Below are 24,802 nucleotides of genomic sequence, written 5' to 3'. Positions count from 1 at the left end.
GATGCCGAACGCCCCGATCCTCTGCGTCGACGACGAGCCCAACAACCTGGCGCTGTTCCGGCAGATCCTCGGCGACGACCACCGGCTGGTGTTCGCGCGCGACGGCGAGCAGGCGCTGCTGGCGGCGGCCAAGCACAATCCGGGCCTGATCCTGCTGGACGTGGAGATGCCCGGCATGGACGGCTACGAGGTCGCCTCGGTACTCAAGTCCCAGCCCGGCACCGAGCACATCCCGATCATCTTCGTCACCGCGCTGGACCGCGAGGCGGACGAACGCACCGGCTTCGCCTGCGGCGGCGTGGACTACATCACCAAGCCGGTCTCGCCGTTCATCCTGCGCGCGCGGGTCAACACGCACCTGTCGCTGGTGCGGGCCTCGACGCTCAGCAGGAGCTATCTGGATGCGATCCAGATGCTCAGCATCGCCGGGCACTACAACGACTCCGACACCGGCACCCACATCTGGCGGATGGCCGCCTACGCCCGCGTGATCGCCGAGACCGTGGGCTGGGAGCCGGCGCGCGCGGAGCTGCTCGAGCAGGCCGCGCCGATGCACGACACCGGCAAGATCGGCACGCCCGACGCCATCCTCAAGAAGCCCGGCAAGCTCACCGCGGACGAGTGGGAGGTGATGCGGCGGCATACCCTGATCGGCTTCGAGATCCTCAGCCGCAGCACCGCGCCGCTGTTCAGGCTCGCCGCGGAGATCGCGCTCAGCCATCACGAGCGCTGGGACGGCACCGGCTATCCGAACGGGCTGGCCGGCGAGGCGATCCCCGAATCGGCGCGCATCGTGGCGGTCGCAGACGTGTTCGACGCGCTGGCCAGCGTGCGTCCGTACAAGGAGGCCTGGCCGCTCGAGCAGGTCGTGGCCAGGATCACCGACAGCAGCGGCTCGCACTTCGACCCGGACATGGTGGCCGCGTTCCTCGATTGCCTGCCGCGGATCCTGGAGGTCAAGGCCTACTGGGAAGACCGCGAGCGCGAGGGCCTGGCGCCGGCGCAGGAGCCGGGCGCGGCCGGGCCGCCGTCCTAGCCGACCGTCGCGCGCACCTTGTCCAGCACGTCGCGCATCGAAAACGGCTTGGCCAGCAGCGACATGCCTTCGCCGAGCGGGCCATCGCGGGTCAGGACCTCGCTGGCATAGCCGGTCATGAACACGATTGGCAGGCGCGGATGCGCGGCGCGCGCGATGTCGGCCAGCCGCGCGCCGCTGATGCCGGGCAGGCCGACGTCGGTCAGCAGCAGGTCGAACGCGGGACCCTGTTCCAGCGCGGCGAGCGCGGCCTGCGCGTCGCCGGCCTCCACCACCTCGTAGCCGGCGCCGGACAGGATGTCGGCCACGGTCTGCCGCACCAGTTCGTTGTCGTCCACCAGCAGCAGCCGCGCCTGCCGTACCGGCGTGGCGGGCGCAGCGGGCGCACCGTCGGTACGCGACGCCGCGGCCTGGCCACCGGCGGGGAACAGCAGCTCGATCCGCGTCCCCTTGCCCGGCGTACTGCTCAGGCGCACGGTGCCGCCCGACTGGCGGGCGAACCCGTAGGTCATCGACAGGCCCAGGCCGGTGCCCTTGCCGATCGGCTTGGTGGTGAAGAACGGATCGAACACCTTCTCGATCAGCTCGGGCGCGATGCCGCTGCCGGTGTCGGCGACCGCGACCATGATGTAGTCGCCATCGGTCAGGTCGGCCTGCCCGGCGATGCGCTGCGCACGCGTGGACACGCAGATGTGGCCACCACCGGGCATCGCATCGCGGGAGTTGATCACCAGGTTGATGATCACGTTCTCCAGCTGGTTGACGTCGACGGTGGCGACCATCGCGCGGTCGGCCAGGTCCAGCTCCAGCACGATGTGCTCGCCGATGGTCCGGGCCAGCATGTCTTCCAGAGAACGGATGCGCTCGTTGACTTCGCAGGCCTGCGGGTCGAGCGGCTGCTGGCGGGCGAACGCCAGCATGCGCTGGGTCAGCCCGGCCGCGCGCTGCGCGGAACTGGTGATGATCTCGACGAAGCGCGGCACGCGTTCGGGACGGCCCTGCTCGAGCGAGCTGCTGATCAGGTCCACGCCGGCCATGATGCTGGTCAGCATGTTGTTGAAGTCGTGCGCGATGCCGCCGGTCAGCTGGCCCAGCGCATCCATCTTCTGCAGCTGCGCCAGCTGGCTGTCGGCGTGCTCGCGCTGGGCGATCTCGCTGTCCAGGCGCGCCTGCTGGCTGCGCTCGCGGGCGCGCTGCGCGGTGACGTCCTCGATGAACATCAGCCCCAGCCCCGGTTCGCGGTACGGGGTGATGCGGATGTCGACCTCGCGGCCGGTGGCGGTCGCGAGCACGCCGTTCCAGTGCACGTCGCGCGCGATGGCGGTCGCGAGCGCCTCCAGCAGCGCGTCCTGCCCCGGCTGGAGCCGGGAGCGGAACGGTTGCCGCGCGCCCTCGCCCGCATCCGCGAACAGCCGGGCGAATGCCGCGTTGCTCTCCTGCACGACCAGCGCCGTGTCCAGCACCGCGATCGGCGCGGCGGTATGGGCGAAGATGTCGCGCATCCGCGCCTCGCTGGCCGCCATCGCCTGCTCGGCGTCGCGCACCCGCAGCAGCGCCCGCAGCGTGGCCAGCAGCACGTCGTGGTCGACGGGGTGGACCAGGTAGGCGTCTGCGCCGGCTTCCAGGCCGGTCACCAGGTCCTGGTTCTGGATCGACGCGGCCGAGACGTGCAGCACCGGCAGCAGCCGCGTGGCCTCCATCCCGCGCAGCCGGCGCACCACGTCGAAGCCGCTGATGTCGGGCAGGTTGACGTCCAGCACCAGCGCCAGCACCGGCTGCGCGGCCAGGATCGCCAGCCCGTCGTTGCCGGTCGCGGCCTCGATCACGCCGAAGCCATGACGCTCCAGCACGCGGCGCACCGCGTAGCGGGTCGCGTCGTTGTCGTCGACGATCAGGATCTTCTCAGGCGACATGCAGTTCCTCCGGAAGCGAGACCGGCAGCACCACGTAGAAGCACGAGCCGACGCCGGGCGTGCTGGTCATCCCGACCTCACCGCCGAGCAGCGCGGCGAACCGCTTGCACAGCGACAGGCCCAGCCCGGTGCCGCGCAGGCGCTTCTGCAGCGGGGAGTCGATCTGCGCGAAATCCTCGAACAGGTTGCCATGCAGTTCGGCCGGGATCCCGATGCCGGTGTCGGTCACGCTGAAACGCACCAGGCCGGGCATGTCGGCCTCCAGCGCGACATGCACGCGCACCTCGCCGTGCTGGGTGAACTTGAGGGCGTTGGAGATGTAGTTGCGCAGGATCTGGGCCAGCTTCTTGTCGTCGGTGTAGAGCATCGGCAACGCCGGCAGCTCGTCGAACACCAGGTTGACCTGCGAACCGTCGGCGATCGGGCGGAACATGCCGCGCAGCGCCGAGAACAGGTCCATCATGTCGAACCAGGCGGGCGAGATGGTGATGCGCCCGGCCTCGATCTTGGCCAGGTCCAGCAGGTCGTCGACCATCTCGGTCAGCTCGCGCGCCGCCCCGCTGACGAACCGGACCTGGCGCCGCTGTTCGTCCTGCAGCGGCCCGTCGATCTCGTCCTCGAGCAGGCGGGTCATGCTCAAGATCGCGCCGAGCGGCGAGCGGAACTCGTGGCTCATGTACGACAGGAAGCGGCTCTTCAGGTCGGACGCGTGCCGCAGCTGCTCGGCCTGGATGTCCAGCTCGGCATACAGCGCCAGCACGCCCTGGTTGGTTTCGTCCAGTTCGGCGCGCAGCGCGTCGAGCTCGGTGCGCAGGCGTTCCAGTTCGGTGGGGTCTGCCGCGGAGTCAGCGACGTCGCGATCGTTCACCTCAGCCTCCAAGTCGTGCGACCACCACGGTCGCATCGTCGCGCCCGCGGTCGAAGTCGCGCATCAGCAGCGCCACGATCGTGGCCGGATGGCGGTGGATCAGCCCGGGATAGGCCTGCAGGTTCCAGCGCGACTGCAGCCCATCGCTGTGCATGACCAGCACCTTGCCATGGCAGTGCGGAAACTCGAAATTCTGCGTGCGACGGAACTGGCCGCCGACGATGCCCGCGTGCGACGGCATGCCGCGAGAGCCGGCCGGGTCGATCAGGCTCGCGCCGATGTTGCCGATGCCGCAGAACGTCAGCGTGCCGGTGTCGGCGTCGTGGCGGGCGATCGCCGCGGCCCCGCCACGGGTGCCGCCCATTCCCGCATGCATGCGCGCGATGCCCGCGGCCGGATCGGCGCATGGCGCGCGCGCGAACGCGGCGATGCCGGCCTGCGCCGCCTCGCCGGCCACAGGACCGTGCCCCAGCCCGTCGATGATCGCCACCGCCGTGCAGGCGTCCTGCCGCACCGCATGCCAGGCATCGCCGGCGACCTGCTCGCCGGCCATCGGCACGCAGCGTGCGGCCAGCGGCAGGTCGGCGCGCAGGGCACCCGCGTAGAGCCGGGCCACGACGATCGCGCCGCGTGCGTCGGACCAGCTGTCGAACACCTCGGCCTGGCGTTCGATCGCGCCCAGCCCGGTGCCGGGCGTGCCGCCGGTCGAGAAGCCGTCGACACGGCAGGCGGCGTGGTCGAAGCCCGGGCCGCGGTCGACCGCGCAGACCTCGATCCCGCGCGCGCCGTCGCCGGCGATCTCGCCCAGGAACAGGTGTCCGCCGCGGCCATGGCGCAGCACGTTGGTGGCCAGTTCGGTCACCACCAGCGCGGCACGGCCGGCGTCGGTGGAATCGAAGCCGAGCCGCTCGGCGATCGCGTGCGCGGTCCGCCTGGCCTGCCCGACCTGGCTGGTCTCCTCGACCGCGATGCAGGCGGTGCCGGCTCCGGCCCAGGTCACGTCCATTTGATGATGCTGACGCGGGTGCCCGCACCGGGCGCGCTGTCCAGTTCGAACTCGTCCACCAGCCGCCGTGCGCCGGTCAGGCCCAGGCCGAGGCCGGAGCCGGAGGTCCAGCCATCGGTCATCGCCAGGTCGAGGTTCGGAATGCCCGGGCCTTCGTCGCGGAACAGCAGGCGCAGGCCGGTGCGGCCGTCGCGGTCCAGGATCGCCCAGTCCATCGCGCCGCCACCGCCGTAGATCACCGTGTTGCGGGCCAGTTCGCTGGCGGCGGTGACCACCTTGGTCTGGTCGACCAGGCGCAGGCCGCACTGCACGGCCAGGCGGCGCACGAGCTGGCGCGCCAGCACGACGTGCTGTTCGGCCGTGACGTCGTGGGTACCGCTTTCGCGGACGATCATGGCGTGTCTCGTGGCGTCCGGAGCAGGCGCATGCCGCGGTCGACGTCGAGCGCGGTTTCCACGCCGGGCAGGGTCAGGCCCAGCTCGACCAGGGTGATCGCCACCGCCGGCTGCATGCCCACCAGCACGGTGCGCGCATCCATGATGCTGGCCAGCCCGGCGATGGTGCTGATCATCCGGCCGATGAACGAGTCGACGATATCCAGCCCGGAGATGTCGATCAGCACGCCGCGCGCGGAAATCGCGCGGATCTGCTCGGTCAGGTCGTCCTGCAGACGCAGCGCGAGCTGGTCGTGCATGTCGACCTGGATGGTGACCAGCAGCAGGTCACCCATCTTCAGGATCGGGATGCGGTCCACGCCTCAGGACTTCCGCTCGAAGCTGACGCCCTGCCGCTTGAGCGCCAGCGCCAGCGCGTCGGCCAGGTTGGCCTTGGTGACGATGCCCTGCAGGTCCAGGCCCAGATGGACGATGGTCTGCGCGATCTGCGGACGCACGCCGCTGATGATCGCGTCGGCGCCCATCAGACGGATCGCGGTGACCGTCTTCAGCAGGTGCTGGGCGACCAGGGTGTCGACCGTCGGCACGCCGGTGATGTCGATGATCGCGGTCTCCGATCCGGTCTCGACGATCCGCTGCAGCAGCGACTCCATCACCACCTGGGTGCGTTGCGAATCGAGCGTGCCGATCATCGGCAGCGCGAGCACGCCGTCCCACAGCTTGACCACCGGCGTGGACAGCTCCAGCAGTTCCTCCTGCTGGCGGGCGATGATGTCCTCGCGCGACTTCTGGAAGGTGCGCACGGTGTGCAGGCCCAGCGCGTCGAGCAGTTCGGTGATCGCCCAGACCTGGCTGGCCAGCGCCTCGGCGTCGCTGCGGTACAGCCTATGCACCAGCGCGAACAGCGGACGCTTGAGCGAGAAGATGAAGCTGGCGGTGTGCTGCGCATCGAAGCCCTGCTGCGCGCGGCTGCGCGAGAGGTCCTCGAGGAAGCGGCGCACGTCGGCGAACGCGGCGGCGCCGATGTCGGTCGCATCGGCGGTGTTGGGCGCCGCGACCAGCAGGCCGAGGAACTGACGGGTCTGCTGCTGCACGACCTGCTGGTTGATGCGCACGTCGCGGGTCGCCCCGAGGGCGTCCAGGTTGGCCGACCAGCTGGCGAGCAGCTCGGCCTCCTCGGCCCGGATCGCATCGAGGGTGGATTGCTGCAGTGCCGCCATGTCCGGTCCTTGTCCTGATATCGCGCGTGAGGCGCGAAGCGTGTCGAGCCTACGCGACGCCTGAACAAACCACCAGATCGTTCATGCTGACTGATTCAGCATTTTTTTTCAGGGCGTCCGGGACGTTTTCACTGCATCTTCACGACTGATGTCCGGCGCATCATCGCGCCGCCGTGCCGGGCTGCTGGACCCGACCTGCAGCGGAGACCGGCCACGCATCGGGATGCATCATGCGGCGTGCTGAAACCCGCATGTCCGATGTGCGTTTGGATGTAGCTGGGCACACGGCAGGCATGAGCGCGGCGCCCATCCGGGCGGCGCTTCGACATCGGCCACGACGCGGGGTCGCCGCTCTCCATCCGGTTTCCCGTTCATGCGTACGGCGTCCGGCGAGGTCCGTGGGACGACCTCGGGCGGTCTGCCGCAGATGCGGGCGCGATGCACGCCAGCCGCGGGGCAGCAGGCACGCCGGACACCGCGGCCGTGGCTGGCAGGCGCTGCTGCGATTGGCCCGCTACAGCGAAAGAGAACGACGCGCGGCAGGGCGCAAGGAGTACCGGTGGCCTGCGCCGTCGAAGCGGCTGACGCAGGCCTGCGATGCAGGCCGGGAACAGCCGCCGCCTCGTGCGCGGTCGGCCGCCCTGCTCCCGCCATGGTCACGGCGCGGCGATCAGAAGAGGCATGGCAGACACCCGCATCCGTCTCGGGAACGCGGGCGCGCCTCCTTGTCGCGGTGACCCGGCCCGGAGCTCCGAACAGGGCGAACACGCGCGGACGATGCGCACGGTGGCGGCGGTCGGCAGCCGACCACCACCGCCGCCCGCCACGACCCGCAGGACCGACGGCGGCACGCCGCCGGCACCGAACCCCCGCGGCGGTCAGACCGGCGCCGGGTTGCGGTACCGGAAGCCGGCCTGGTGCCAGTACGGGTACGGCCGGGCGACCTCGCTGGCGGCGTCGAGCCTGGCCACCTGCGCGGGGGTGAGGGCCCAGCCGACCGCACCGAGGTTCTGCCGCAGCTGCTCCTCGTTGCGCGCACCGATCACCACGCTGGCCACCGTCGGCCGCTGCAGCAGCCAGTTCAGCGCCACCTGGGGAATCGTCCGGCCGGTTTCGGCGGCGACCTCGTCCAGCGCGTCGACCACGCGGTACAGGTACTCCTGCTCGACCTGCGGGCCGGCATCGCTGGCGGCCCGCGACTGCAGGCGGCTGGCGTCGGGCAGCGGCTGGCCGCGCCGGATTTTTCCGGTCAGGCGGCCCCAGCCCAGTGGACTCCACACCACCGCGCCCACGCCCTGGTCGTCGCCCAGCGGCATCAGCTCCCACTCATAGTCGCGGCCGATCAGCGAGTAGTAGGCCTGGTGCGCGACGTACCGGCTCCAGCCGTGGCGGTCGGCGACCGACAGCGACTTCATCAGGTGCCAGCCGGAGAAGTTGGACACGCCCAGGTAGCGGATCTTGCCGGCACGCACGAGCGTGTCGAGCGTGGACAGCACCTCCTCGACCGGCGTGCGCGCATCGAAGCCATGCAGCTGGAACAGGTCGATGTAGTCGGTGCCCAGACGCCGGAGCGCCGCATCGACGGCGTTGATCAGGTGGTAGCGCGACGAGCCGACCTGGTTCTCGCCGTCGCCGGCACGGAACGTGGCCTTGGTCGAGAGGATCAGCGCATCGCGCGGGCGGCCCTTGATCGCCTCGCCGAGGATCTCCTCGGCCGCGCCCTTCGAATAGACGTCCGCGCTGTCGAACATGTTCAGTCCGGCATCGAGGCAGATGTCGACCAGGCGCCGCGCGCCGGCCACGTCGGTGCTGCCCCAGTCGCTGAACAGTGCACCCTGGCCGCCGAAGGTGCCGGTGCCGAAGCTGAGGGCCGGCACGCGGAATCCCGAGCGGCCCAGATAGCGATAGTCCATGCGCGTGTCCCGAGGATGGAGGGGCCGCCATTTCACTCCCGCTGGCCACTGCGCTCAACGCCGCCGGTGGGATGCTGCGGACTACCGCGGCGTGCCGATGGCGACACCTCCGGAATCAGGTCATCCGGCCGCACACCCGACCATGGGCCAGACCCGCCGACGCACACGCACACGGCGCGGACCTGCGACGCATGCGAATCCTGCGTCCCGCTCCGTACAGCGCGCCGTCACCGCGTCCATCGCTGCCGCCGCGGCCAGCTGAAACCAGGCATCGCTGCAACCGGAATCCCCGCGCGCACATGCCGACATCACCCTTCGACGACGCCGATTACGCATGCCATTGACCGGCGACTGCACACACTGCTGCGTCCATCGCGCAACGAGGTCACGTCCATGGCTCTTCCCGACTACCCACGCCCGCCCTTCCAGCGCCAGCAGCAGGGCTTTCCCGGCAAGACCGGACAGATGCAGCCGCGTCCCGACCACGGCGAGGACAGCTACGTCGGCAGCGGCCAGCTCGAGGGCAAGCGCGCGCTGGTCACCGGTGGCGACAGCGGCATCGGCGCGGCGGTGGCGATCGCGTTCGCGCGCGAGGGCGCCGACGTGGCGATCGCCTTCCTGCCCACCGAGCGCGACGATGCCGAACGGATCGGTGCACTGATCGAACAGGCGGGACGCAAGTCGGTGCTGGTCGCCTGCGACATCAGCGATCCGGTGCAGGCCGGCGCGCTGATCGAGACCGTCCGCGGCCAGCTCGGCGGCCTGGACATCCTGGTCAACAACGCCGCCTACCAGCGCTACTTCGAGAACTTCGACGAGATCACGCTGGACGAATGGCGCAAGACCTTCGAAACCAACGTCCACGCCGTGTTCAACCTGGTGCGGCTGGCCGTGCCGATGCTGGAGAACGGCGGCACCGTCATCAACACCGCGTCGGTCAACTCCAAGCGACCCAAGCCGAACATCCTGCCCTACGCCACCAGCAAGGGCGCGGTGGCCAATCTCACCATCGGCCTGGCCGGCCTGCTGGCCGAACGCGGCATCCGGGTCAACGCCGTGCTGCCCGGCCCGATCTGGACGCCCTTCATTCCGGCCGGCATGTCGCCGGACGAAGTGGAGTCGTTCGGCGAGCAGACGCCGTTCGGTCGCCCCGGCCAGCCGGCCGAACTCGCCTCGGCGTACGTGATGCTGGCCAGCGACCGCGCCAGCTACACCTCCGGCGCGCTGCTGACGATCTCCGGTGGCGCGGTGGTGCTGTAGGACCTGGGGTCCGGCCTGCGCTGCCGCGCCGGCGGTCTCGCGGGCCGGACATCGTGCCGCCTCGTACGACGATGCAGCGATGCCGGTTCGTGCAGCGGAGGACCATCACGCCAGGTGTCGCTCGATCGCCGAACCGCGGTCGGTCCGCCGCCTTCTGCAGCACCGGCACCCCGCAACGCCTGCGGACGCGCATGCGCGCATGGCTGACCGGCGAGCGTGCCGTCGCGTCGCATGTCGCATGTCGCATGTCACATGTCGCCACCGATGCGACCTGCATGGATGCATGAGCGTGCGTCAGCCTCGGCGTCGTGCGCGTGGCCTTGCAGCCCGCGCAGCCGCGCTCCCATCCTCCACGGCGCATTGATGCGTGCTGCCGCAGCGTGTCCTTCACACGCAGAAGGAGAACGCGCATGACCCGTGACACGCATCCGGACCGGCAGCCGCCGGCAGACACCACCGACGCGCCGCGTGGCCAGCAGACCGGCAAGCGCAGCAGCGATGCGCGCAACGACCCGGTCGAGCAGGACGGCGCGCGCAGCGGCCAGCCACGCCGCCGCGAGGCGGACGACCTGCCGGCCGACCTGACGCGGTGAGCCGTGCCTGCAGTGCTCCAGCGGTGCTGCAGGCGCGTCGTCAGGGTTCCGGAGCCTGCTCCACGCCCGGGATCGGCTGGGCGTCGGGCCACTCGCCGCGCAGCGCATCGACGCCCTCCTGCGGCCGTGCCAGCTCACGCAAGGCTGTACGCCGCTCACGCACGGTCGCGGTGTCCATGCCAAGGCGCTGGTCGCGCGCGGCCACGAGTGCCGGATCGATCTCGCCATCCCGGCTGAACGACCACGCCAGCATCGCCTCGCCCAGCGGCAGCGCGTCGCCGGCAGCGGTGCCATGGCGCGAATGCCAGGTGTGCCAGGTCTTGCCGTAACTGTTCATCTTCGAACGCATCAACGCGGTATCGGCCACCGCCGGCAGGCCGGGTGCGATCAGCTGGCCCGACAGGATCTCGCCGTTGTGCGGATGCCAGTAGCCGCGTTCCCCGTCGGGCAGGGTGAGGAACAGCCGCTCGGAAATGATGTACTCGATGCCGGTCAGGTTGGCCTCGGCGGTGTTGCCGTCGAACAGCGCGCACTGGGCCAGGTCTTCGTTGACCTGCCGGCAGAAGTGGTGCGCCTCCATCTGCATCCGGGGTACGTCCTTCATCGGATGGAAGCCGACCACGTAGATGTCCATTCCCGCCACCGGCGCGTTGCCCTGCAGCGCCCTGGCGCCGGCTTCCAGCGCGCGCGTGGTGGCCGACTCGGCGTGCCCGGGCGGGAGCACGTCCGGCGCGGCGGCGTCCTGCATCGTGCAGGCGCCCGCCAGCAGCGCAGCGAGCGCGGCAGCAGCATGCTTCATGGTGTTCTCCAGACGGTGGCCTGCACCGCACCGGTCCGGGCTGCGGTGCAGGCAGGGGTTCAGGACTCGCGCGCGACCGGGTTCCCGGTGGTCGAGCCCGCGCCGACGCCGGCACCGAGATCGGCACCGGTGACGCCATCGAAGTCGGGCCGCGACATCGTGCGCTGGGTCATCGCGGCCACCGCTTCGCGCTCGACCAGCGACAGTTCCACCACCGCCTCGCCGTCGCCCCCGTCCACCGCCGCCTGGGCCTCGCGGTCGCTGACGGTCTCCCACTGCTCGCCGCGGTTCCACGGGCCGGGCATGTCGCCCGGGCCCTGCGACATGTCGTAGAACGTGTCGACGAAGCGCGGATCGCCCGGAAGCATGCCCGGCGGGAAGTTCTGGTCGATCGCGTACAACGCCTTCTCGAACGCCTTCTGGTGCGCGACCTCGCGGGTCATCAGGAAGGTCAGCGCGTCGCGGATGCCCGGGTCGTCGGTGACGTTGATCAGGCGCTCGTAGACGATCTTGGCGCGCGATTCGGCGGCGATGTTCGAGCGCAGGTCGCAGGTGGGATCGCCGATCGAATCGATGTAGGCCGCCGTCCACGGCACGCCGCTGGAGTTGACCAGCGCCGGGCCGCCGCCGTACAGGATCTGCTGGGTGTGGCTGGTGCTGTTCCGGGTGAGGTTGCGCATCTCCATCGCCTCCTCCATGCCCTGCGACAGCACCGCCTTCGGCCCCTGGTTGAGCATGGCCACGATCGACCCGATGATCTCCAGGTGGCTCAGTTCCTCGGTGGCGATGTCGTAGAGCAGATCCTTGCGGCCCGGATCGGTGTCGCCCAGCGCCTGGGTGAAGTAGCGCATCGCGGCGGCGAGCTCGCCCTGCGGGCCGCCGAACTGTTCGAGCATGAGCGAGGCCAGGTCGGGATCGGGCCGGGCGACGCGGACGGTATACATCAGGCGCTTGTTATGGATGAACATGTCTGGCTCCTCGCGGCGCGCGGCCGCAGCTGGCTGGATGGAGGCGCGGTCAGCGCTTGGCGGTTTCGCCCTCGGTGGACTCGCGTTCGAGGAAACGCAGCACCACGTTCTCCTGGTGCTCGATCAGCCATTCGGCCATGGCGATCTCCTCGCGCAGGATCGCGTCGCAGACCTCGGCGATGTCGTTGCGTCCGGCTTCGCGCGCGGCGATGACCAGGGCCCGGTAGGAGGCGATCTCCATGTGCTCGAACGCGTAGCCGATACCCAGGCCCTTGGCGACCTCGTCGCTCATCAGCGCGTTGCCGGCGGCATGCATGCCGGCCATGACGTCGGCGATCATCCCGCGGGCGACCGGGACCGAGCCGTCGAGCGTGCGGATGCATTCCTTGAGCCGTTCCGACTGACCCCTGGTTTCCTCCACGTGCGCCTCGATCCGGCTGCGCAGTTCCGGGTAGTGCTCGATCCTGCCGGCCATGGCGGTGAGCATCGTTTCGGCTTCCTGCTCCATGGCGTAGGCATCCTGCAGCCACATCAGCAGACGTTCGTCCGGGGTGCGGGTGGTCATGGGCGTCTCGTGTCGGCGCGGCGGAATCCGCACGCGCCACTCTGCGGACCGGGCCAGTCAACACCACGTCGCAGGTGCACCGTTTTCTGTGCGGGCTGCGGAAACTGCGGACGACGCACTGCGACCGGAACATCCTGCATCCGCACATCCGGCCTGCGCCGAACAAGCCGCGCACGGTGATGCCCGCATCTCAACCGGTGATGCGCTGCCAGATCTGGCGGAACACCATTTCCGCATCGCGCCCGGTCAACGGACTGGCGACCACGGCCTCGCGCACCAGGAAGCGCTCCAGGATGTCGGTGGCGGGCGCATGCGGATGCTGCAGGTACACGTCGTAGCCGGCCTGCAGCACCGGCCAGTAGCGCTTGAAGCTGCGGATCGCGCTGGCCCGCGGCAGCGTGCGCCAGGCATCGCGCCAGTGCTGCTGCTCGCTGTCGACATCCACCATCGTGGCGCGGGTGACGGGTCTGGTCGTGTGATCCATGGAATGGAGGACTGCTTCGGTCATGATCGGCTCCTGCGTTCGTCGTCTGCGCCGTCCGGCGATGCCGGGCGGTCGTCGCTCCGCTCCGCGGCGGGCATGGTGTCCAGTGGTTTCCCGAACGGATCGAGGAGGCGCCAATGCCCCCAGCGATCCCGCACGTCGTGCCCTGCGGCCCGCCCGGCACCGGCGTCGCCGGCGTAGCGGTAGAGAGGCTTTCCCGCGTAGGTGACCTGCTCGCCACCACCGGCGTGGCGCATCGCGCCCACCAGCGCGGGATTCAGGCCGGGCCCTGCGCTGGCGCGTGCCTGCTCCACCAGCACCGGTGGCCAGGCGCCCTCGCAGACCGCGTCGCAGCGGCCGCCGTCGTCGTTGTCCGCAAGGTGGTACAGCGAGGCGCCGCTGGCATCGACCAGGTAGAGCGGGCTGCCCGACGACACCGCGAGGATGGCGGCGTCCTGTCCCGCCTCGCGTGGCGTTTCCGCAACAGGCGTTTCTGCACCGGCCCGCGATGCGGAGGCCGGTGCCGCTCCGGTGTCGTCGGCGGTGCGGGGTGCGCCGACATCGACGCCGCAGGCGGCAAGCGACAACAAGGGAAGCGCGAGGCAGAGGCGGTAACGGCGCGTCATGCGAGGACTCCATCCACGGTGTGCGGACACGCAACGCAAACCGCATGCCAGCCATCGCGGCCTGCATTCGGGACTGCCTGGACGCGCAAGCCGTGCACTTCGTGCAGCCCGACGCAGGTTTTGCATGGATGTTCCGCGCGAGCGCGCTGCATTCGCAGCGGGGTAACGGCCGTCACGCTAGGCTGTACGGTGGAAAACTCCCTGGAGACACCCGTGCAGGCGCCCGTGCTGGCAATAGTCGATGACGATCGCGATTTCGGCGCCTGCCTGGCGGACGTGGCCGAGCGGGTCGGCATCCGCACGCGCCTGCTGCCCTCGCTTGCCGAGGCCGTGCCCTGGCTGGCCGGCAACGATGCCGACCTGACGATGCTGGACATGACCCTGCCGGACGGTACCGGCCTGGAACTGCTGGAGCGGCTTCCGCTCAAACGCCATGGCCAGATCGTGTTCGTCTCCGGCACCAACGATGCCGAGTCGATCCGCCGTGCGGTGTCGACCACGGCGACCGAATTCATCAGCAAGCCGCTGCGCGAGGACGTGCTCGAGCGCCTGCTGCAGACCACGCAGGATCGCTACCGGCAACGGCTGCAGCCGCCGGGCACGCCGTTGCTCGGGCTCAGCCCTGCCATGGACGCGGTACGCGCGGACATCGCCCGCGTCGCGCCGACCGGTCTGAACGTGCTGATCGCCGGCGAAACCGGCACCGGCAAGGAACTGGTGGCCGCGGCGATCCATCAGGCGAGCGGACGCCGCGGCCGCCTGGTCAGCGTCAACTGTGGCGCGTTACCCGCCGAACTGATGGCCAGCCAGTTGTTCGGCCACGAACGCGGCGCATTCACCGGCGCCAACGCGCGGCACGCCGGGTTCTTCGAGCAGGCCGCCGGCGGCACCCTCTTTCTCGACGAGATCGGCGAGATGCCGCCCGCGCTGCAGGTCTATCTGCTGCGCGTGCTCGAGACCCGCCGCATCGTCCGGGTCGGCGGCACCGAGGAAGTGCCGGTGGACGTGCGTATCGTCGCCGCCACGCAGCGCGGCATGCAGACCCTGGGCACCGATCCCGGCCTGCGTCCCGACCTGTTCTATCGCCTGGGACGCTACGTCATCGAGATGCCGCCGCTGCGCGCACGCGGCGAGGACGTATTCCTGCTCGCCGACGCCTTCATCGATGCGCTCAACCGCGAGCATCGCGGCGACAAGCGGCTCGATCCGCGTTGCCGCACCGGAGTGATGCGCCATGCCTGGCCCGGCAACGTCCGCGAACTGATGGCCGCGACCGAACGCGCCTATCTCGTCAGCGACGGCGATCTGGTGAACGTGGTGCCGCTTCCGCACACCATGGCCGCCCCGCCGGTCGAGGACGCCAGCTCGGTGCTGTTCCGGGTCGGCATGAGCCTGCAGGAGATCCAGGACGCCATGCTGCACCGGACCCTGGCTTTCCACGGCGGCGACAAGACCGCCACGGCCCGCAGCCTCGGCGTCAGCGTGCGCACCATCCACAACCAGCTGGCGCGGAGCCGCGGGCATGGATGAGCGGCCGATCCACCGCCTGCGCAACGAGCTCAACGTGATTTCGGTGGGCTTGATCGCGCTGAAGCGGCGGCTGACCGCCGAGCAGGCGCAGGAGATGCAGCCGACCCTGGAGCGGGTCAGCCTCGCACTGGCCCGGTGTGCCGACCTGGTGGCCACGCCGCCAGCCGACACGCAGACCCGGATCGAGCAGGACTGAACATGCCGCGTCGACGGACAGGTGCTGGCGTCGCCTTCTGGATGGAATGGCGGACCCGGCCGACGCGCCGGTGGAACCCACCGAGCGGGAATCAGTCCTCGACCGGGGCGAAGCGGCGCACCGCCTGCCCGTCGACCACGACGCTCTCCACGAACATCGCGTAGGGACGCACCCACAACCCGCGCTCGCCGTACAGCGCGCGGTACACCACCAGCGTCTCCAGCGTTTCGCTGTGGCGGCACAGGCCCACGACCTCGTAATCGTTGCCCTTGTAGTGGCGATACAGTCCTGGCGCGAGCGCAGGCAGGGAGGGAAGATCGGACATGGCGGCACACGTGCGGAAAGGAATGCGCACATCGTAGCCGGATGCGGGTCTCCGCTTCGTGGATGGATGCCGGCCCGCGTGCCGCGCGGCATGCAGACCGATGCCACGCATCCGCCCGGTGTCGAACGGCAGCGGCGCTCGTGGTCACCAGCATTCGCACACCCGATCCGCGCGCACCTGCGCCTGCACGCATGGAACCAGCACCCGGACGCTCAGCCCGCCCACTGCTTCAACACCTGCACCTCTCCCGGTGCGGCCGGCCAGACCTGCACCAGATAGCGGTCGTCGCCATGCAGGCCATCGTCCGACAGCGTGTCCAGTCCGTGCGCGCTCAGCCGTACCCGGTAGCTGCCGGAGGCCAGCGGCAGGTGCAGCGCGTCGGGCAGGTGGTCGGTGCAGCCGGCGATCGCCACGCTGCCGCTCTCGACCTGCAGCGGGCCTTCGACGGCATGGTCGACGGCGTCGAGATCGATGCCGGGCGCCTGTTCCAGCAATGCGAGCCGCACTGGCACGGTCATGTTGCGCACGGTTCCCAGGCCGACCACGCCGGGTGCGAGCGCGAGCATGCGCTCGACCGCTACATCGCTCCAGGCGGCGGACAGATCGCCGCTGGCCGATGCGTCCTGCAGCCGGAACTGGAAGTAGTCGGCCAACAGGACGAGATCGTGGGTCTGGCGCATCGAGGGCGTCTACGCGGGCGGCCGGGACGGCGATGATCGCGCCGGGGCCAGGCGATGTCGAACCGCCCGACGCAGCCGTCGGGCATGGCCGCATGTTCGCCGCAGGCCGGCGGCGTGCCGTGCGTTCAGCGCGGCGCGTCGGGGGGTGGCGCGGTCCATGTCATCGGCTGGTAGCGCAGGCCGGTCGATTCGGACACGGCACCCGCCAGCACGAAGCCATGGCGCAGATATGTCGGCACCGAAGTCAGCGACGCACTGACGGTGATCGTGTCCTCGCGGAACGATGGCGGCGCGGCCGCGAACAGGCGCCGGCCGACACGACGAACAGCGTCGCGACGTGGCGCCCCTCGCGGATCTCGATCAGGCCATCGACGCCGCCAGCATGCGCGTGGACGAGCATCGCGCTGTCGCCGGCCATGCGCTCGGCGAACGCGGACGCCGACGCGATGGACGAGAACGTCGCGATGCCCCGCTGGCCCAGCGTGGGGGCGAGCGACGCCATGAAGGCGCGCATGCACAGTTGCGGGACCGCGTCCAGATCGTGCGCGCGCAGCCGACGCACCGTCATGTCCTGCCCTGCGTCGAGGCGCTGGGCGCAGGCCGCGAGGTCACCGGCGCATGCGTGGCCATCAGCGCCACCACCCAGTCGATGAATACCCGCAGCCTGGCGCTGACATGGCGGCTCGGCGGGTAGGCCAGGTACAGCGGCATCGGCGCCAGTTGCCAGTCCGTGAACAGCGGCACCAGTTCGCCGCTGTGCACAGGCGCGTGCGCCATGTAGCGCGGCAGCCACAGCACGCCCAGCCCGGCCACGCCGGCGGCCAGATAGGCATTGCCGTCGTCGACCGAGACCGCGTAGCGGCCCTGCACCTCGAGCGCCTCGTCGCCACGGCGCATCGCGTACGGCCCGGTGCGCCCCGCGCGCGACCAGACGAAGCCGACGATGCGGTGCGCGCCCTCCTCCAGCTCGCGCGGATGGAGCGGGGTGCCGGCGCGCTGCAGGTAGGACGGCGCCGCATAGATGCCCAGTTGCAGGTCGGCCACATGGCGGGCGATCAACGACTGGTCGCGCACGCTGCCGCCACGCAGGACGCAGTCCACGTGCTCGCCGACCAGATCCACGACGCGGTCGCTGACGCCCAGATCGAGCTGGATGTCCGGATAGCGCGCATGGAAGTCGGCCAGCGCCGGCACCAGGATCAACCGCGCCAGCGGGCTGGGCGCATCCACCCGCAGCCTCCCGCGCGGCGATGCGGCGGCACCGGACAGGCCGGTTTCCACATCGTCCAGGTCGGCCAGCAGGCGCAGCACGTGCTCGTAGTAGGCCGCGCCATCGGCGGTGACCGCGACCTTGCGGGTGGTGCGGTTGAGCAGTCGTACCCGCAGCCGCGCTTCCAGTTGCTGGATCAGCTGGGTCAGGCTGGCCCGGCTCATCCGCAGGGTCTGGGCGGCCTTGGTGAAGCTGCCGGTCTCCACCACGCGCGCGAACGCCTGCATCGCGTCGAACCGGTCCATCGCCGCTCCAATGCCGCCCAGGGATTGTTCGGATTCTACAAACAGTGATGCAGGCTGGCGCCGCTTTATCGCGCACCGCGGGATTTCTACAGTGGCCGTCCGCAGTCCCCGGCCGGCCACGGCCCTCACGTTGGAGCATCCTCATGGCAACACGCGATGTCGTCTTTCCCGCCGGCCGCCGCGCCCTGTACGAGCGCAACCGCTACTCGCCCGCCGTCCGCGCCAACGGCTTCCTGTTCGTGTCCGGCCAGGTCGGCAGCCGCGAGGACGGCTCGCCCGAACCGGATTTCCACCAGCAGGTCCGGCGCGCCTTCGACAACCTCAACGCGGTGCTGGCCGCGGCCGGCTGCAGTTTCGACGACGTGGTCGACGTGACCGTGTTCATGGTGGACCCGGCGACCAACTTCGAGCGCGCCTGGACCGTGGTGCCCGACTACTGGGGCGAGGCACCGCATCCGACCGCCACCGTGGTCGGCGTGACCTGGCTGTACGGCTTCGACTTCGAGATCAAGGTGATCGCGAAACTGCCGGAGCCGGCGGCCGCCTGACGGCCGTCTGCGCTACTCCGGCAGCAGCGCCGGGCGCGACTCGTACCAGTCGCGCGCACCGGCGATGTGCAGGGTGCGCTCGCCCCCCTGCAGCTCGACGCCCAGGCCGAGCACGCCCCAGCGCGCGTAGAGATCGCCGTCTGGGCGGCCATTGGCGATCCGCAGCCGCGCCTGCAGACCGATCCGGTCGTTGCTGGCCTGCACCCGGTCGAACACCACCTCCTGCCCGCGCACATGCAGCTGGCCGGTCGCGCGCGCCTCGCCCGCGTCGACCAGGTTGCCGATCCAGCGCGGGAACACCGACCGCTCGGCGAACAGGCCCAGCAGCACGCTGACATCGCGCATTTCCACGGTGCCGCGCCCGGACACCTCGAACGGTTCCTGCCAGTCCAGCACGCCATCCTCCAGCGCCAGACGCGCCCACCAGGGCGCGTCGTCCGCCGCGTCCTCGCCATCCAGGCGGACGCCGTCCAGCTGCACCGACAGCGCGTCGATCGCATACCGGCGCCCGGTCTTCTGCGCGCGCGACAGCCGGCTGTCCATGTCCACGTTGCCCGACAGCTGCGATGGCCCCAGCGCCACGCGCACGTCCTGGCCGCGCACCCGCATGCGGCCGCTGATCATCTCGCCGGCGTTGTCCAGGCGGATGTCGCCGCTGGCGTGTCCGCTGCCACCGACCAGGCGCGCACTGTCGCCGGGCAGATAACGGTTGTAGCTGCGCAGGTCCGGCACTTCGGCATCGTCGAACTTCAGGTGCGCATCGAGGTGCCTGTGGAACTCCGCCAGCGTGCCGGTGGAGGCGAGGTCCAGCGTCAGGTCGCGGCCGCGCAGGTCGATCCGCTCCGGCTCGGCATCGGGCGCCAGGGTGAAGCGCTCCATGACGATGCCGATCGTGGTGCGCGGCGCCTGGTTCCCATCCCCGTGCAGGCGCAGGCGTGCGCGCGCCTGGCCGTTGAAACGGTTGTCGAGCACGTGCGCCGACAGCTGCGCGCGGTCCAGGTCGACCCGGCTGCCCGGCTGCAGCTGCCCGTCCGCCAGCCGCACCGCCGCATCGAGATCGGCGCGCCCGTCCACCGCCAGCCAGTCGATGTCGTCCAGCAGCAGGTCGACCCAGCGCAACGGCACCGCGGTCCAGCGCGCATCGACGCTGCCACCGAGCGCGCGCAGCGGCCGCAGCCAGTCGTCCGGGCCGAGCCGCCGGTCGTCGACCCGCAGGTCGGCATGCAGCCACGGCGTGGCTTCGCCGTCGGCCGGCTTCACCCGCGCGGCGACGTGGATCGCCGCTGCTTCAGTCCGCAGCGCGACGCCGAGCGGATGCCGCAGCGGCCGGCCCTGCGCATCGCGCGAGAACACCGGCGCGGACCAGTCCAGCCGGCTGCCCGGCATCAGCACGCCGCGGGTCATGCGCAGGTCGGCGCGCAGATGCCCGGACGTGGCCGAGGTGCCGATCGGCAGCGCCTGTCCATCGCGTGCGACCAGGTCGATGCCCGGTGCCGGGCCGTCGACGCGGACGGCCGCATCCAGCAGCGCGACCTTCTCCTCGCCCTGCGCGCGCTCGCGCAGATGCGCGGGGATGGCGATCTCGAAGTCCAGGCGGCCGTCGCGCAGCAGCTCGATGCCCTCGACCGACAGCGTCGCATCGGGCATGTGCAGGGTGGAGCGGCCCACTTCCATCGGCCCGCCCTGCAGCACCTTCTCGAACACGAAGCGCGCATCGCCGTGGCCGCTGACCCGGGCGCCGTAGAAATCCATCCGCAGCAGACTGGGCGTGGTGATCGCATCGAAGCGCATCGTCCATGGCGTCTTGCCGGGTCGCTTCGTGGTCGGCTTGTCCTCGGCCACGCGCTGCACGTGCACCGACACGTCGTGGCCGCGGATGGTGCCGAACGCGACCTCCTTCCACAACAGCGGCAGCAGCTTGATCCGGCCGTCGGCGCGCGGGCTGGCGACGAACCACCGGTTCTGCCGCGCATGCCCGCCCATCACCACGCCGCGCGCGTGGATGTGTCCCGGATACGCGCTGAGCGCCCAGTCCCAGCGCGCGTGGTAGCGGTCCGGCTTGCGGTTGATGACCTGCTCGCCGATCCACGTGTTGAGAAACACGTTGGCGGCGAGCAGATAGAGCAGGTAGACGCCGAGCAGGACCAAACCCGCCCGACGCAGGGCGACGCGCGAGGGGCGCCAGCGGCGTCCGGGCGGAAGGATCGGCATGGGCGACAGGATGACGCGGGCGGAGTGATGGCCGCCTGCACATCCCGGTTGCCGGCCGGTCCGCCCACCTGCTCGGCGGCGGGAACACCCGCGCAGCGGTCAGGCCTGCCCGCCCCAGGCCTCCTCGACATTGGCCAGCACCTCGCAGTCGCAGCCGCCACCCTGCCCGAGCAGCCACGGGACGATGCCGGCTTCAGGCAGCCCGCGTGCCAGCAGGAACGCCCGGGTCAGCCGCAGCGAGTGATCGCAGCCATGCTCCAGCGCCGCATCGAGGTGGTCGAACAGCGCGTGCAGGTGGGACAGCGCGATCGGCATCGCCGCGACCGCTTCCGCCCTGCCGCGCTCGGCGGCTTCGCGTGCCAGCGCCTTGCGGCGCGCTTTCTCATCCGTGGATGTCATGGTGCTGCCGTCCTGGTGCCGATGTGCATGGATCGATGTGCAGCGCTCCAGGCACGATGGATCGATGCACGTGGACCGCGCCCGGCGGCCGTCCGCCCTCGCCGCTCCGGCAGCGGCTGCTCAATGGGCGAAGTTCTCGACGATGGACCGGCGGTAGTCCCATTCGGGATCTTCCAGGAACTCGATCGCCAGCGGATACCGCGGCTTGCCGGCCAGCACCTGGTTGAAGCCCTGCATGAAGGCCTCCTGGTCGCGCACGTACCAGCACAGTTCGCTGATCCCGCCGCCACGGATGACATGGGTCAGCAGGGCATCGCCCTCCGGCGCGTCCAGCGGCGCCAGATCGGCCTCGAACGCGTGCAGGGCCGCCAGGGTGTCCGGATCCGGCAGACCCTCGTCGGCGTACTGCCATTCCACGATCACCGCGACCGGGAAGGCAGCCGGCTTCAGCCCGTCGGGGAACGCCTCGCGGATCTGCCAGACGCGCGGCCCATCCTCGGCATCATCGGTGTCGTACAGCGTCCAGTCCTGCCTGTCGGTATCCATCTCTGATCCTGTGCGGGGAAGACCGGCGCATCGCCCGGCATGCCGGTCATGCCACACGTGTCCGGCCGGCAAGGCGCGAGCACCGGCCGCTCTGCGCCAAGCCATCGATTCTCAGCCGCGTCCATGCCACAGCGCAATCGCGCCCACCGCAAGGAACGCCAGCCAGGACAGATGGCGCCCGCGCGTGATCAGCAGCGGCAGCAGGGCAGACAGCAACAGCGTCCAGCCGATGGCGGCCAGCGCCCGCTGCGGTGTCAGGGTGCCGCTTCCAGCCTGCCACAGCAGCGCCGCCAGCCCCCACCACGCCACCGTGGTGATGTGCCAGGCGAACCGCAGGGTGCGCGTGGTGAACGCGGTACCGCCGAACAGGCGCGGAAGATCGTCGCGGCGGAACAGCCGCATCAGCAGGTAGCGCTCGCCCAGCGCCGAGTGCGCGGCGCCGATCAGCACCAGCAGCAGGGCCGCGCCGTGCAGCGCGTTCATCGGCGGCACGCGCCTGTCATGCGCAGGCAGCGTCGCACGGACGGGCAGGCGGGCGTGGAGCGCATCGGATCAGACATGCAGCCGCAGCCCCTCGTAGGGCTGCGCGGCCAGCGCGGCAAGCCGGCTGTGCAGGTCGCCGACGTGGAGTTCGAGCTTGTGCCCGTCCGGATCGAGGACGTAGAGCGACGCGCCCTCGCTGCGGTCCTGTTTCCACTCCACGGCGCCATGCGCCCGCAAGGCGGCCGCGCACGCCTCGAACTCGCCGGGCGCAACCGAGAAGGCCAGATGGGTGTAATCCGGATGCGGCGTGGTCCGCGCGGCGGGATCCAGCGACAGGCAGATCCAGTCCTCGCCGGCCAGCAGGTAGGCGCCGCGTGTCCACGTCGCCACCGGCGTCAGCCGCAGCACGCCGGTGTAGAACGCGAATGCACGCTCCAGATCGCCCACCGCCAGGGTCACGTGATTGATGCCGGTCACCATGCACTTTTCCGCGGACGTGCCCGTGCGCACGCGTGCGAGTGTACGCGCGCCCCGCCACCAGCGCGGCCGTGCTCGCCCCCGACTGCGGGCCATGGTGCGCACCCGCGATGGCGCGCGCCGGTCGCGGGCTAGCGTGTCGTGCTGATCGTGCGTTCGGAATAGCTGATGGTCGCGCCGTGCCGTTCCAGCCAGTCCACGCCGACGACACCGATGATCGGCCGCCCATCGGCGGCGAGTGCCCTGACCACATGGCCCAGATCCATGATCCGGAACGTGAAGTCGCTGGTCTCGGTGCCGGCGAAGCGGAACTGGTTGCCGTGCGAGGTCTGCAGGCGGAGCCCCGCCCCGCCTGCGCCGGTGGCCACCGCATCGGCGCCGGCGGCCGGCGTCATGCCGAGCGACTCGGCCGCCGCCGCATCGATGACCGAGGCGGCCGCACCGGTATCCACCACCAGGTACACCGCACGCCGGTTGATCTCCGCCGGCACCACGATGTGGCCGGTGCTGCTGAGCTCGAACGGATGCGCGCCTGTGCCCGGAGACGCCATCGCCTGCGTCGGCGCTGCTGCGATCAGAAGGCTCACGCCCAGGACGATGGAATGGACCAGGCGCATCGCGCGCTCCGCTGCAGGGGGTCGTTGGACAGGCGCGCTCGCCGGAAAGTTCGCTGCGGAGACCGGCGCGATCAGCGGTCACCCCGGTCACGGCTGGCCGCGGCCATGGCCAGCACGTGGGCCTGGATCGTCAACGGATCGCCGACGATGCAGCTCAGGTTGAGGCTGATCGGAGTGAAGCCGAGCGCGACGTTGCCCGCCACCAGCGCCCGCTGGACACGGCCGAGCTTCCCGACCCAGCGCTCCGGATCGCGCAGTTCCAGGCACAGGAAACGGTTGCCGTTCATCGAAGCGAGATAGGCGCCGTCGATCTCCGCCCACGGGATCAGCCCCACGCCGAGCGTGCGGTCCAGCACGCCCTGGTCGCTGAAGACCAGCCGCGGCTGCGGATCGACCACCTGCCAGGCGAAGACCAGCGCGGAGGCGCCGAAGAACAGCACGTTCGCCCAGCCGACCAGCGACGCGGGATCGCGCTTCAGCAGCAGCGCGCCGATCGCGACGAACGGCAGCGAGAGCAGCAGCAGGAGCGCGTACCTGACGCGGGAGGAGCGGATCACCTGCATCTGCATCGGGCCATCCATGTGCGACGAAGTGCGTATTGGACCCGCTGGGTCCGATACGGTCCAGCCTCATGCCGCCCGGCCGATGAGGCGCGCGATGGATCGGCGGCGATGCCGGTCGCGCGACGCATGCGTTCCCCTGCCGCGGGTCCGGCGTCCACCTCCAGCGGAATCGCCGCGCGGGACGCTTCCGGCCACGGTATCGACAGCCACCCCCGATCGACTCCCGCGCGCCCTGTCCACGTCACAGGACGGCATGGCGCCGAAGGACTCCACGCACCCGTACGACATGCGAAGCGACTGGCGACGCAGGCATCGGCCTGCGACCGATGGAACCGCCAGCACGGTGCAACGTGGATCAGGTACAGGCGTTGCTCACGTCCTGGTCGAGCTGCCTGCGCAGTTCCGGTCCTGCCGCACCGCCGGCGGCGCCGAGCGCAGCGGTGCGCTTGGCGCGGGCACCATCGCAGGCCGCGTTGGCGCTGTCGGTCGTGTAGCGCACCTGCACGCGTCGCTGGCCCGGCCCGGCGGGTACGACCGTGGTGGTCTGCGCGCGGCCGGTGCCGGACGCGGCATGCCCGCGCTGCGAGGACGTCTCGCCTTCCGCGCACGGAATCGACTGATAGCTGGTGGCGCCCTTCGGGCTCACGCATTTGTAGACCGGCTGCGCCGCGGCCACGACGGGCGCCAGCGCGAGCACGAACAGACAGGCCTTGATCACCGCTGGCTCCCCGAGGAATCGGCCAGCATTCTGGCACCCGCACCCAGGCCCGGACAGTGCCGCAAGGGTGCGCACGGACACAGTCCGGTCATCGTGCTGCATCACGCGCACCCCGACCGCGACCGATCAGGCACGGGGCGCCGCCCGGCGATGCCGGCGACCGCGCACACCCCACATCGCGGCCCCCCACAGCAGTCCGACGGCGGCGTACACGATGCACGACACCACCAGCCTTCCTGGTGTCCAGGGGGCACCCGTCCAGGCCCATTGAATGAGTGCCGAGAGCGCGGCCGTGGTGAGCCCCCAACCCAGCGCGCCGTTGACCAGGACGAACCGGAGAAAGTCCCG

At 70.6% G+C, this 24,802-nt stretch carries 31 protein-coding genes; 6 read left to right on the top strand and 25 right to left on the bottom strand.

What is annotated here, in order from left to right:
• The first annotated feature begins 1 nt into the window (after position 1).
• Complete coding sequence (locus IB242_RS18660; RefSeq protein WP_192283042.1) at positions 2 to 1,036, top strand: HD domain-containing phosphohydrolase; 1,035 nt, start codon at positions 2 to 4, stop codon at positions 1,034 to 1,036.
• On the opposite strand, the gene IB242_RS18655 is transcribed toward IB242_RS18660, so the two are convergent.
• The 7 genes from IB242_RS18655 to IB242_RS18625 form a co-directional block, all read right to left on the bottom strand.
• On the bottom strand, positions 1,033 to 2,949 hold the full coding sequence (locus IB242_RS18655; RefSeq protein WP_192283040.1) for a response regulator: 1,917 nt from the start codon (positions 2,947 to 2,949) through the stop codon (positions 1,033 to 1,035). The two genes, IB242_RS18660 and IB242_RS18655, sit on opposite strands and share 4 nt — an antisense overlap.
• The gene (locus tag IB242_RS18650) at positions 2,939 to 3,817 is read right to left on the bottom strand and encodes a HAMP domain-containing sensor histidine kinase (RefSeq protein WP_343237172.1); all 879 of its coding nucleotides are present in this window, start codon (positions 3,815 to 3,817) and stop codon (positions 2,939 to 2,941) included. Before IB242_RS18650 ends, IB242_RS18655 begins: the two co-directional genes overlap by 11 nt.
• Position 3,818: 1 nt before the next feature.
• Positions 3,819 to 4,823: an ATP-binding protein gene (locus IB242_RS18645; protein ID WP_192283036.1), complete on the bottom strand. Its 1,005-nt coding sequence runs from the start codon at positions 4,821 to 4,823 to the stop codon at positions 3,819 to 3,821.
• Positions 4,814 to 5,218 (bottom strand): anti-sigma regulatory factor, encoded by a 405-nt coding sequence (locus IB242_RS18640; RefSeq protein ID WP_192283034.1) that lies wholly within the window; start codon positions 5,216 to 5,218, stop codon positions 4,814 to 4,816. Before IB242_RS18640 ends, IB242_RS18645 begins: the two co-directional genes overlap by 10 nt.
• Complete coding sequence (locus IB242_RS18635; protein WP_192283032.1) at positions 5,215 to 5,577, bottom strand: STAS domain-containing protein; 363 nt, start codon at positions 5,575 to 5,577, stop codon at positions 5,215 to 5,217. Before IB242_RS18635 ends, IB242_RS18640 begins: the two co-directional genes overlap by 4 nt.
• A 3-nt stretch (positions 5,578 to 5,580) precedes the next feature.
• Positions 5,581 to 6,438, bottom strand: a complete 858-nt coding sequence (locus IB242_RS18630; protein WP_192283030.1) for an STAS domain-containing protein — start codon at positions 6,436 to 6,438, stop codon at positions 5,581 to 5,583.
• 878 nt (positions 6,439 to 7,316) lie between these two features.
• Entirely contained in the window at positions 7,317 to 8,351 is a 1,035-nt protein-coding gene (locus IB242_RS18625) for an aldo/keto reductase (protein WP_192283028.1), read from the bottom strand.
• A gap of 393 nt (positions 8,352 to 8,744) precedes the next feature.
• On the opposite strand from IB242_RS18625, the gene IB242_RS18620 reads away from it, so the two are divergent.
• Both IB242_RS18620 and IB242_RS18615 read left to right on the top strand, forming a co-directional pair.
• Entirely contained in the window at positions 8,745 to 9,611 is an 867-nt protein-coding gene (locus tag IB242_RS18620; RefSeq protein WP_192283026.1) for an SDR family oxidoreductase, read from the top strand.
• A gap of 410 nt (positions 9,612 to 10,021) precedes the next feature.
• Positions 10,022 to 10,204, top strand: a complete 183-nt coding sequence (locus IB242_RS18615; protein WP_192283024.1) for a hypothetical protein — start codon at positions 10,022 to 10,024, stop codon at positions 10,202 to 10,204.
• Positions 10,205 to 10,244: 40 nt separating this feature from the next.
• On the opposite strand, the gene IB242_RS18610 is transcribed toward IB242_RS18615, so the two are convergent.
• The 5 genes from IB242_RS18610 to IB242_RS20575 form a co-directional block, all read right to left on the bottom strand.
• Complete coding sequence (locus IB242_RS18610; RefSeq protein ID WP_225540850.1) at positions 10,245 to 10,952, bottom strand: OBAP family protein; 708 nt, start codon at positions 10,950 to 10,952, stop codon at positions 10,245 to 10,247.
• Positions 10,953 to 11,062: 110 nt separating this feature from the next.
• On the bottom strand, positions 11,063 to 11,971 hold the full coding sequence (locus IB242_RS18605) for a manganese catalase family protein (RefSeq protein ID WP_192283021.1): 909 nt from the start codon (positions 11,969 to 11,971) through the stop codon (positions 11,063 to 11,065).
• Positions 11,972 to 12,020: 49 nt separating this feature from the next.
• Positions 12,021 to 12,536 carry a ferritin-like domain-containing protein gene (locus IB242_RS18600; RefSeq protein WP_192283019.1) on the bottom strand — a complete coding sequence of 172 codons (516 nt, stop codon included), beginning with the start codon at positions 12,534 to 12,536 and terminating at the stop codon, positions 12,021 to 12,023.
• Between the two features lie 190 nt (positions 12,537 to 12,726).
• On the bottom strand, positions 12,727 to 13,044 hold the full coding sequence (locus IB242_RS18595; protein WP_225540833.1) for a hypothetical protein: 318 nt from the start codon (positions 13,042 to 13,044) through the stop codon (positions 12,727 to 12,729).
• Entirely contained in the window at positions 13,041 to 13,646 is a 606-nt protein-coding gene (locus IB242_RS20575) for a hypothetical protein (RefSeq protein ID WP_225540832.1), read from the bottom strand. The genes IB242_RS18595 and IB242_RS20575 overlap by 4 nt, the downstream gene beginning before the upstream one ends.
• Positions 13,647 to 13,835: 189 nt before the next feature.
• Between IB242_RS20575 and IB242_RS18590 the strand changes: the two genes are divergently transcribed.
• Together IB242_RS18590 and IB242_RS18585 are read left to right on the top strand one after the other, a co-directional pair.
• Positions 13,836 to 15,176, top strand: a complete 1,341-nt coding sequence (locus IB242_RS18590) for a sigma-54 dependent transcriptional regulator (RefSeq protein WP_343237171.1) — start codon at positions 13,836 to 13,838, stop codon at positions 15,174 to 15,176.
• Positions 15,169 to 15,372 carry a hypothetical protein gene (locus IB242_RS18585; protein ID WP_192283015.1) on the top strand — a complete coding sequence of 68 codons (204 nt, stop codon included), beginning with the start codon at positions 15,169 to 15,171 and terminating at the stop codon, positions 15,370 to 15,372. The genes IB242_RS18590 and IB242_RS18585 overlap by 8 nt, the downstream gene beginning before the upstream one ends.
• Positions 15,373 to 15,463: 91 nt before the next feature.
• On the opposite strand, the gene IB242_RS18580 is transcribed toward IB242_RS18585, so the two are convergent.
• From IB242_RS18580 to IB242_RS18565, 5 genes are all read right to left on the bottom strand, one after another.
• Positions 15,464 to 15,697 (bottom strand): DUF1653 domain-containing protein, encoded by a 234-nt coding sequence (locus IB242_RS18580; protein ID WP_192283013.1) that lies wholly within the window; start codon positions 15,695 to 15,697, stop codon positions 15,464 to 15,466.
• Positions 15,698 to 15,909: 212 nt separating this feature from the next.
• Positions 15,910 to 16,377 (bottom strand): hypothetical protein, encoded by a 468-nt coding sequence (locus IB242_RS18575; protein ID WP_192283011.1) that lies wholly within the window; start codon positions 16,375 to 16,377, stop codon positions 15,910 to 15,912.
• A gap of 125 nt (positions 16,378 to 16,502) precedes the next feature.
• Positions 16,503 to 16,643, bottom strand: coding sequence for a GNAT family N-acetyltransferase (locus IB242_RS20570; RefSeq protein ID WP_343237174.1), 141 nt, complete (start codon positions 16,641 to 16,643; stop codon positions 16,503 to 16,505).
• On the bottom strand, positions 16,622 to 16,945 hold the full coding sequence (locus IB242_RS18570; RefSeq protein ID WP_225540860.1) for a GNAT family N-acetyltransferase: 324 nt from the start codon (positions 16,943 to 16,945) through the stop codon (positions 16,622 to 16,624). The genes IB242_RS20570 and IB242_RS18570 overlap by 22 nt, the downstream gene beginning before the upstream one ends.
• Entirely contained in the window at positions 16,942 to 17,892 is a 951-nt protein-coding gene (locus IB242_RS18565; RefSeq protein WP_192283009.1) for a LysR family transcriptional regulator, read from the bottom strand. The genes IB242_RS18570 and IB242_RS18565 overlap by 4 nt, the downstream gene beginning before the upstream one ends.
• Before the next feature lie 143 nt (positions 17,893 to 18,035).
• On the opposite strand from IB242_RS18565, the gene IB242_RS18560 reads away from it, so the two are divergent.
• Positions 18,036 to 18,440: a RidA family protein gene (locus tag IB242_RS18560; protein WP_192283007.1), complete on the top strand. Its 405-nt coding sequence runs from the start codon at positions 18,036 to 18,038 to the stop codon at positions 18,438 to 18,440.
• Between the two features lie 12 nt (positions 18,441 to 18,452).
• On the opposite strand, the gene IB242_RS18555 is transcribed toward IB242_RS18560, so the two are convergent.
• The 8 genes from IB242_RS18555 to IB242_RS18520 all read right to left on the bottom strand — a co-directional run bounded on the left by IB242_RS18555 (position 18,453) and on the right by IB242_RS18520 (position 24,454).
• Positions 18,453 to 20,651, bottom strand: a complete 2,199-nt coding sequence (locus tag IB242_RS18555) for a hypothetical protein (RefSeq protein WP_192283005.1) — start codon at positions 20,649 to 20,651, stop codon at positions 18,453 to 18,455.
• A 99-nt stretch (positions 20,652 to 20,750) separates the two neighbouring features.
• A complete protein-coding gene (locus IB242_RS20565; RefSeq protein ID WP_225540831.1) occupies positions 20,751 to 21,050 on the bottom strand; it encodes a DUF2695 domain-containing protein in 300 nt (99 codons plus the stop codon).
• A 120-nt stretch (positions 21,051 to 21,170) separates the two neighbouring features.
• A complete protein-coding gene (locus tag IB242_RS18545; protein ID WP_192283003.1) occupies positions 21,171 to 21,596 on the bottom strand; it encodes a DUF695 domain-containing protein in 426 nt (141 codons plus the stop codon).
• 111 nt (positions 21,597 to 21,707) lie between these two features.
• A complete protein-coding gene (locus tag IB242_RS18540; RefSeq protein ID WP_192283001.1) occupies positions 21,708 to 22,079 on the bottom strand; it encodes a hypothetical protein in 372 nt (123 codons plus the stop codon).
• Positions 22,080 to 22,148: 69 nt separating this feature from the next.
• Positions 22,149 to 22,559 (bottom strand): fosfomycin resistance glutathione transferase, encoded by a 411-nt coding sequence (locus IB242_RS18535; RefSeq protein WP_192282999.1) that lies wholly within the window; start codon positions 22,557 to 22,559, stop codon positions 22,149 to 22,151.
• Positions 22,560 to 22,687: 128 nt separating this feature from the next.
• The gene (locus tag IB242_RS18530; RefSeq protein WP_192282997.1) at positions 22,688 to 23,143 is read right to left on the bottom strand and encodes an aspartyl protease family protein; all 456 of its coding nucleotides are present in this window, start codon (positions 23,141 to 23,143) and stop codon (positions 22,688 to 22,690) included.
• 101 nt (positions 23,144 to 23,244) lie between these two features.
• Positions 23,245 to 23,742, bottom strand: coding sequence for an STM3941 family protein (locus IB242_RS18525; RefSeq protein WP_192282995.1), 498 nt, complete (start codon positions 23,740 to 23,742; stop codon positions 23,245 to 23,247).
• A 349-nt stretch (positions 23,743 to 24,091) separates the two neighbouring features.
• Positions 24,092 to 24,454 (bottom strand): DUF4124 domain-containing protein, encoded by a 363-nt coding sequence (locus IB242_RS18520; RefSeq protein WP_192282993.1) that lies wholly within the window; start codon positions 24,452 to 24,454, stop codon positions 24,092 to 24,094.
• Positions 24,455 to 24,802 lie beyond the last annotated feature (348 nt).

This window comes from Xanthomonas sp. XNM01 (assembly GCF_014851915.1).
GTDB lineage: Bacteria > Pseudomonadota > Gammaproteobacteria > Xanthomonadales > Xanthomonadaceae > Pseudoxanthomonas.
The sequence above is the reverse complement of the archived record's forward strand: the minus strand, read 5'-3'. Positions and strand labels throughout refer to the sequence as shown.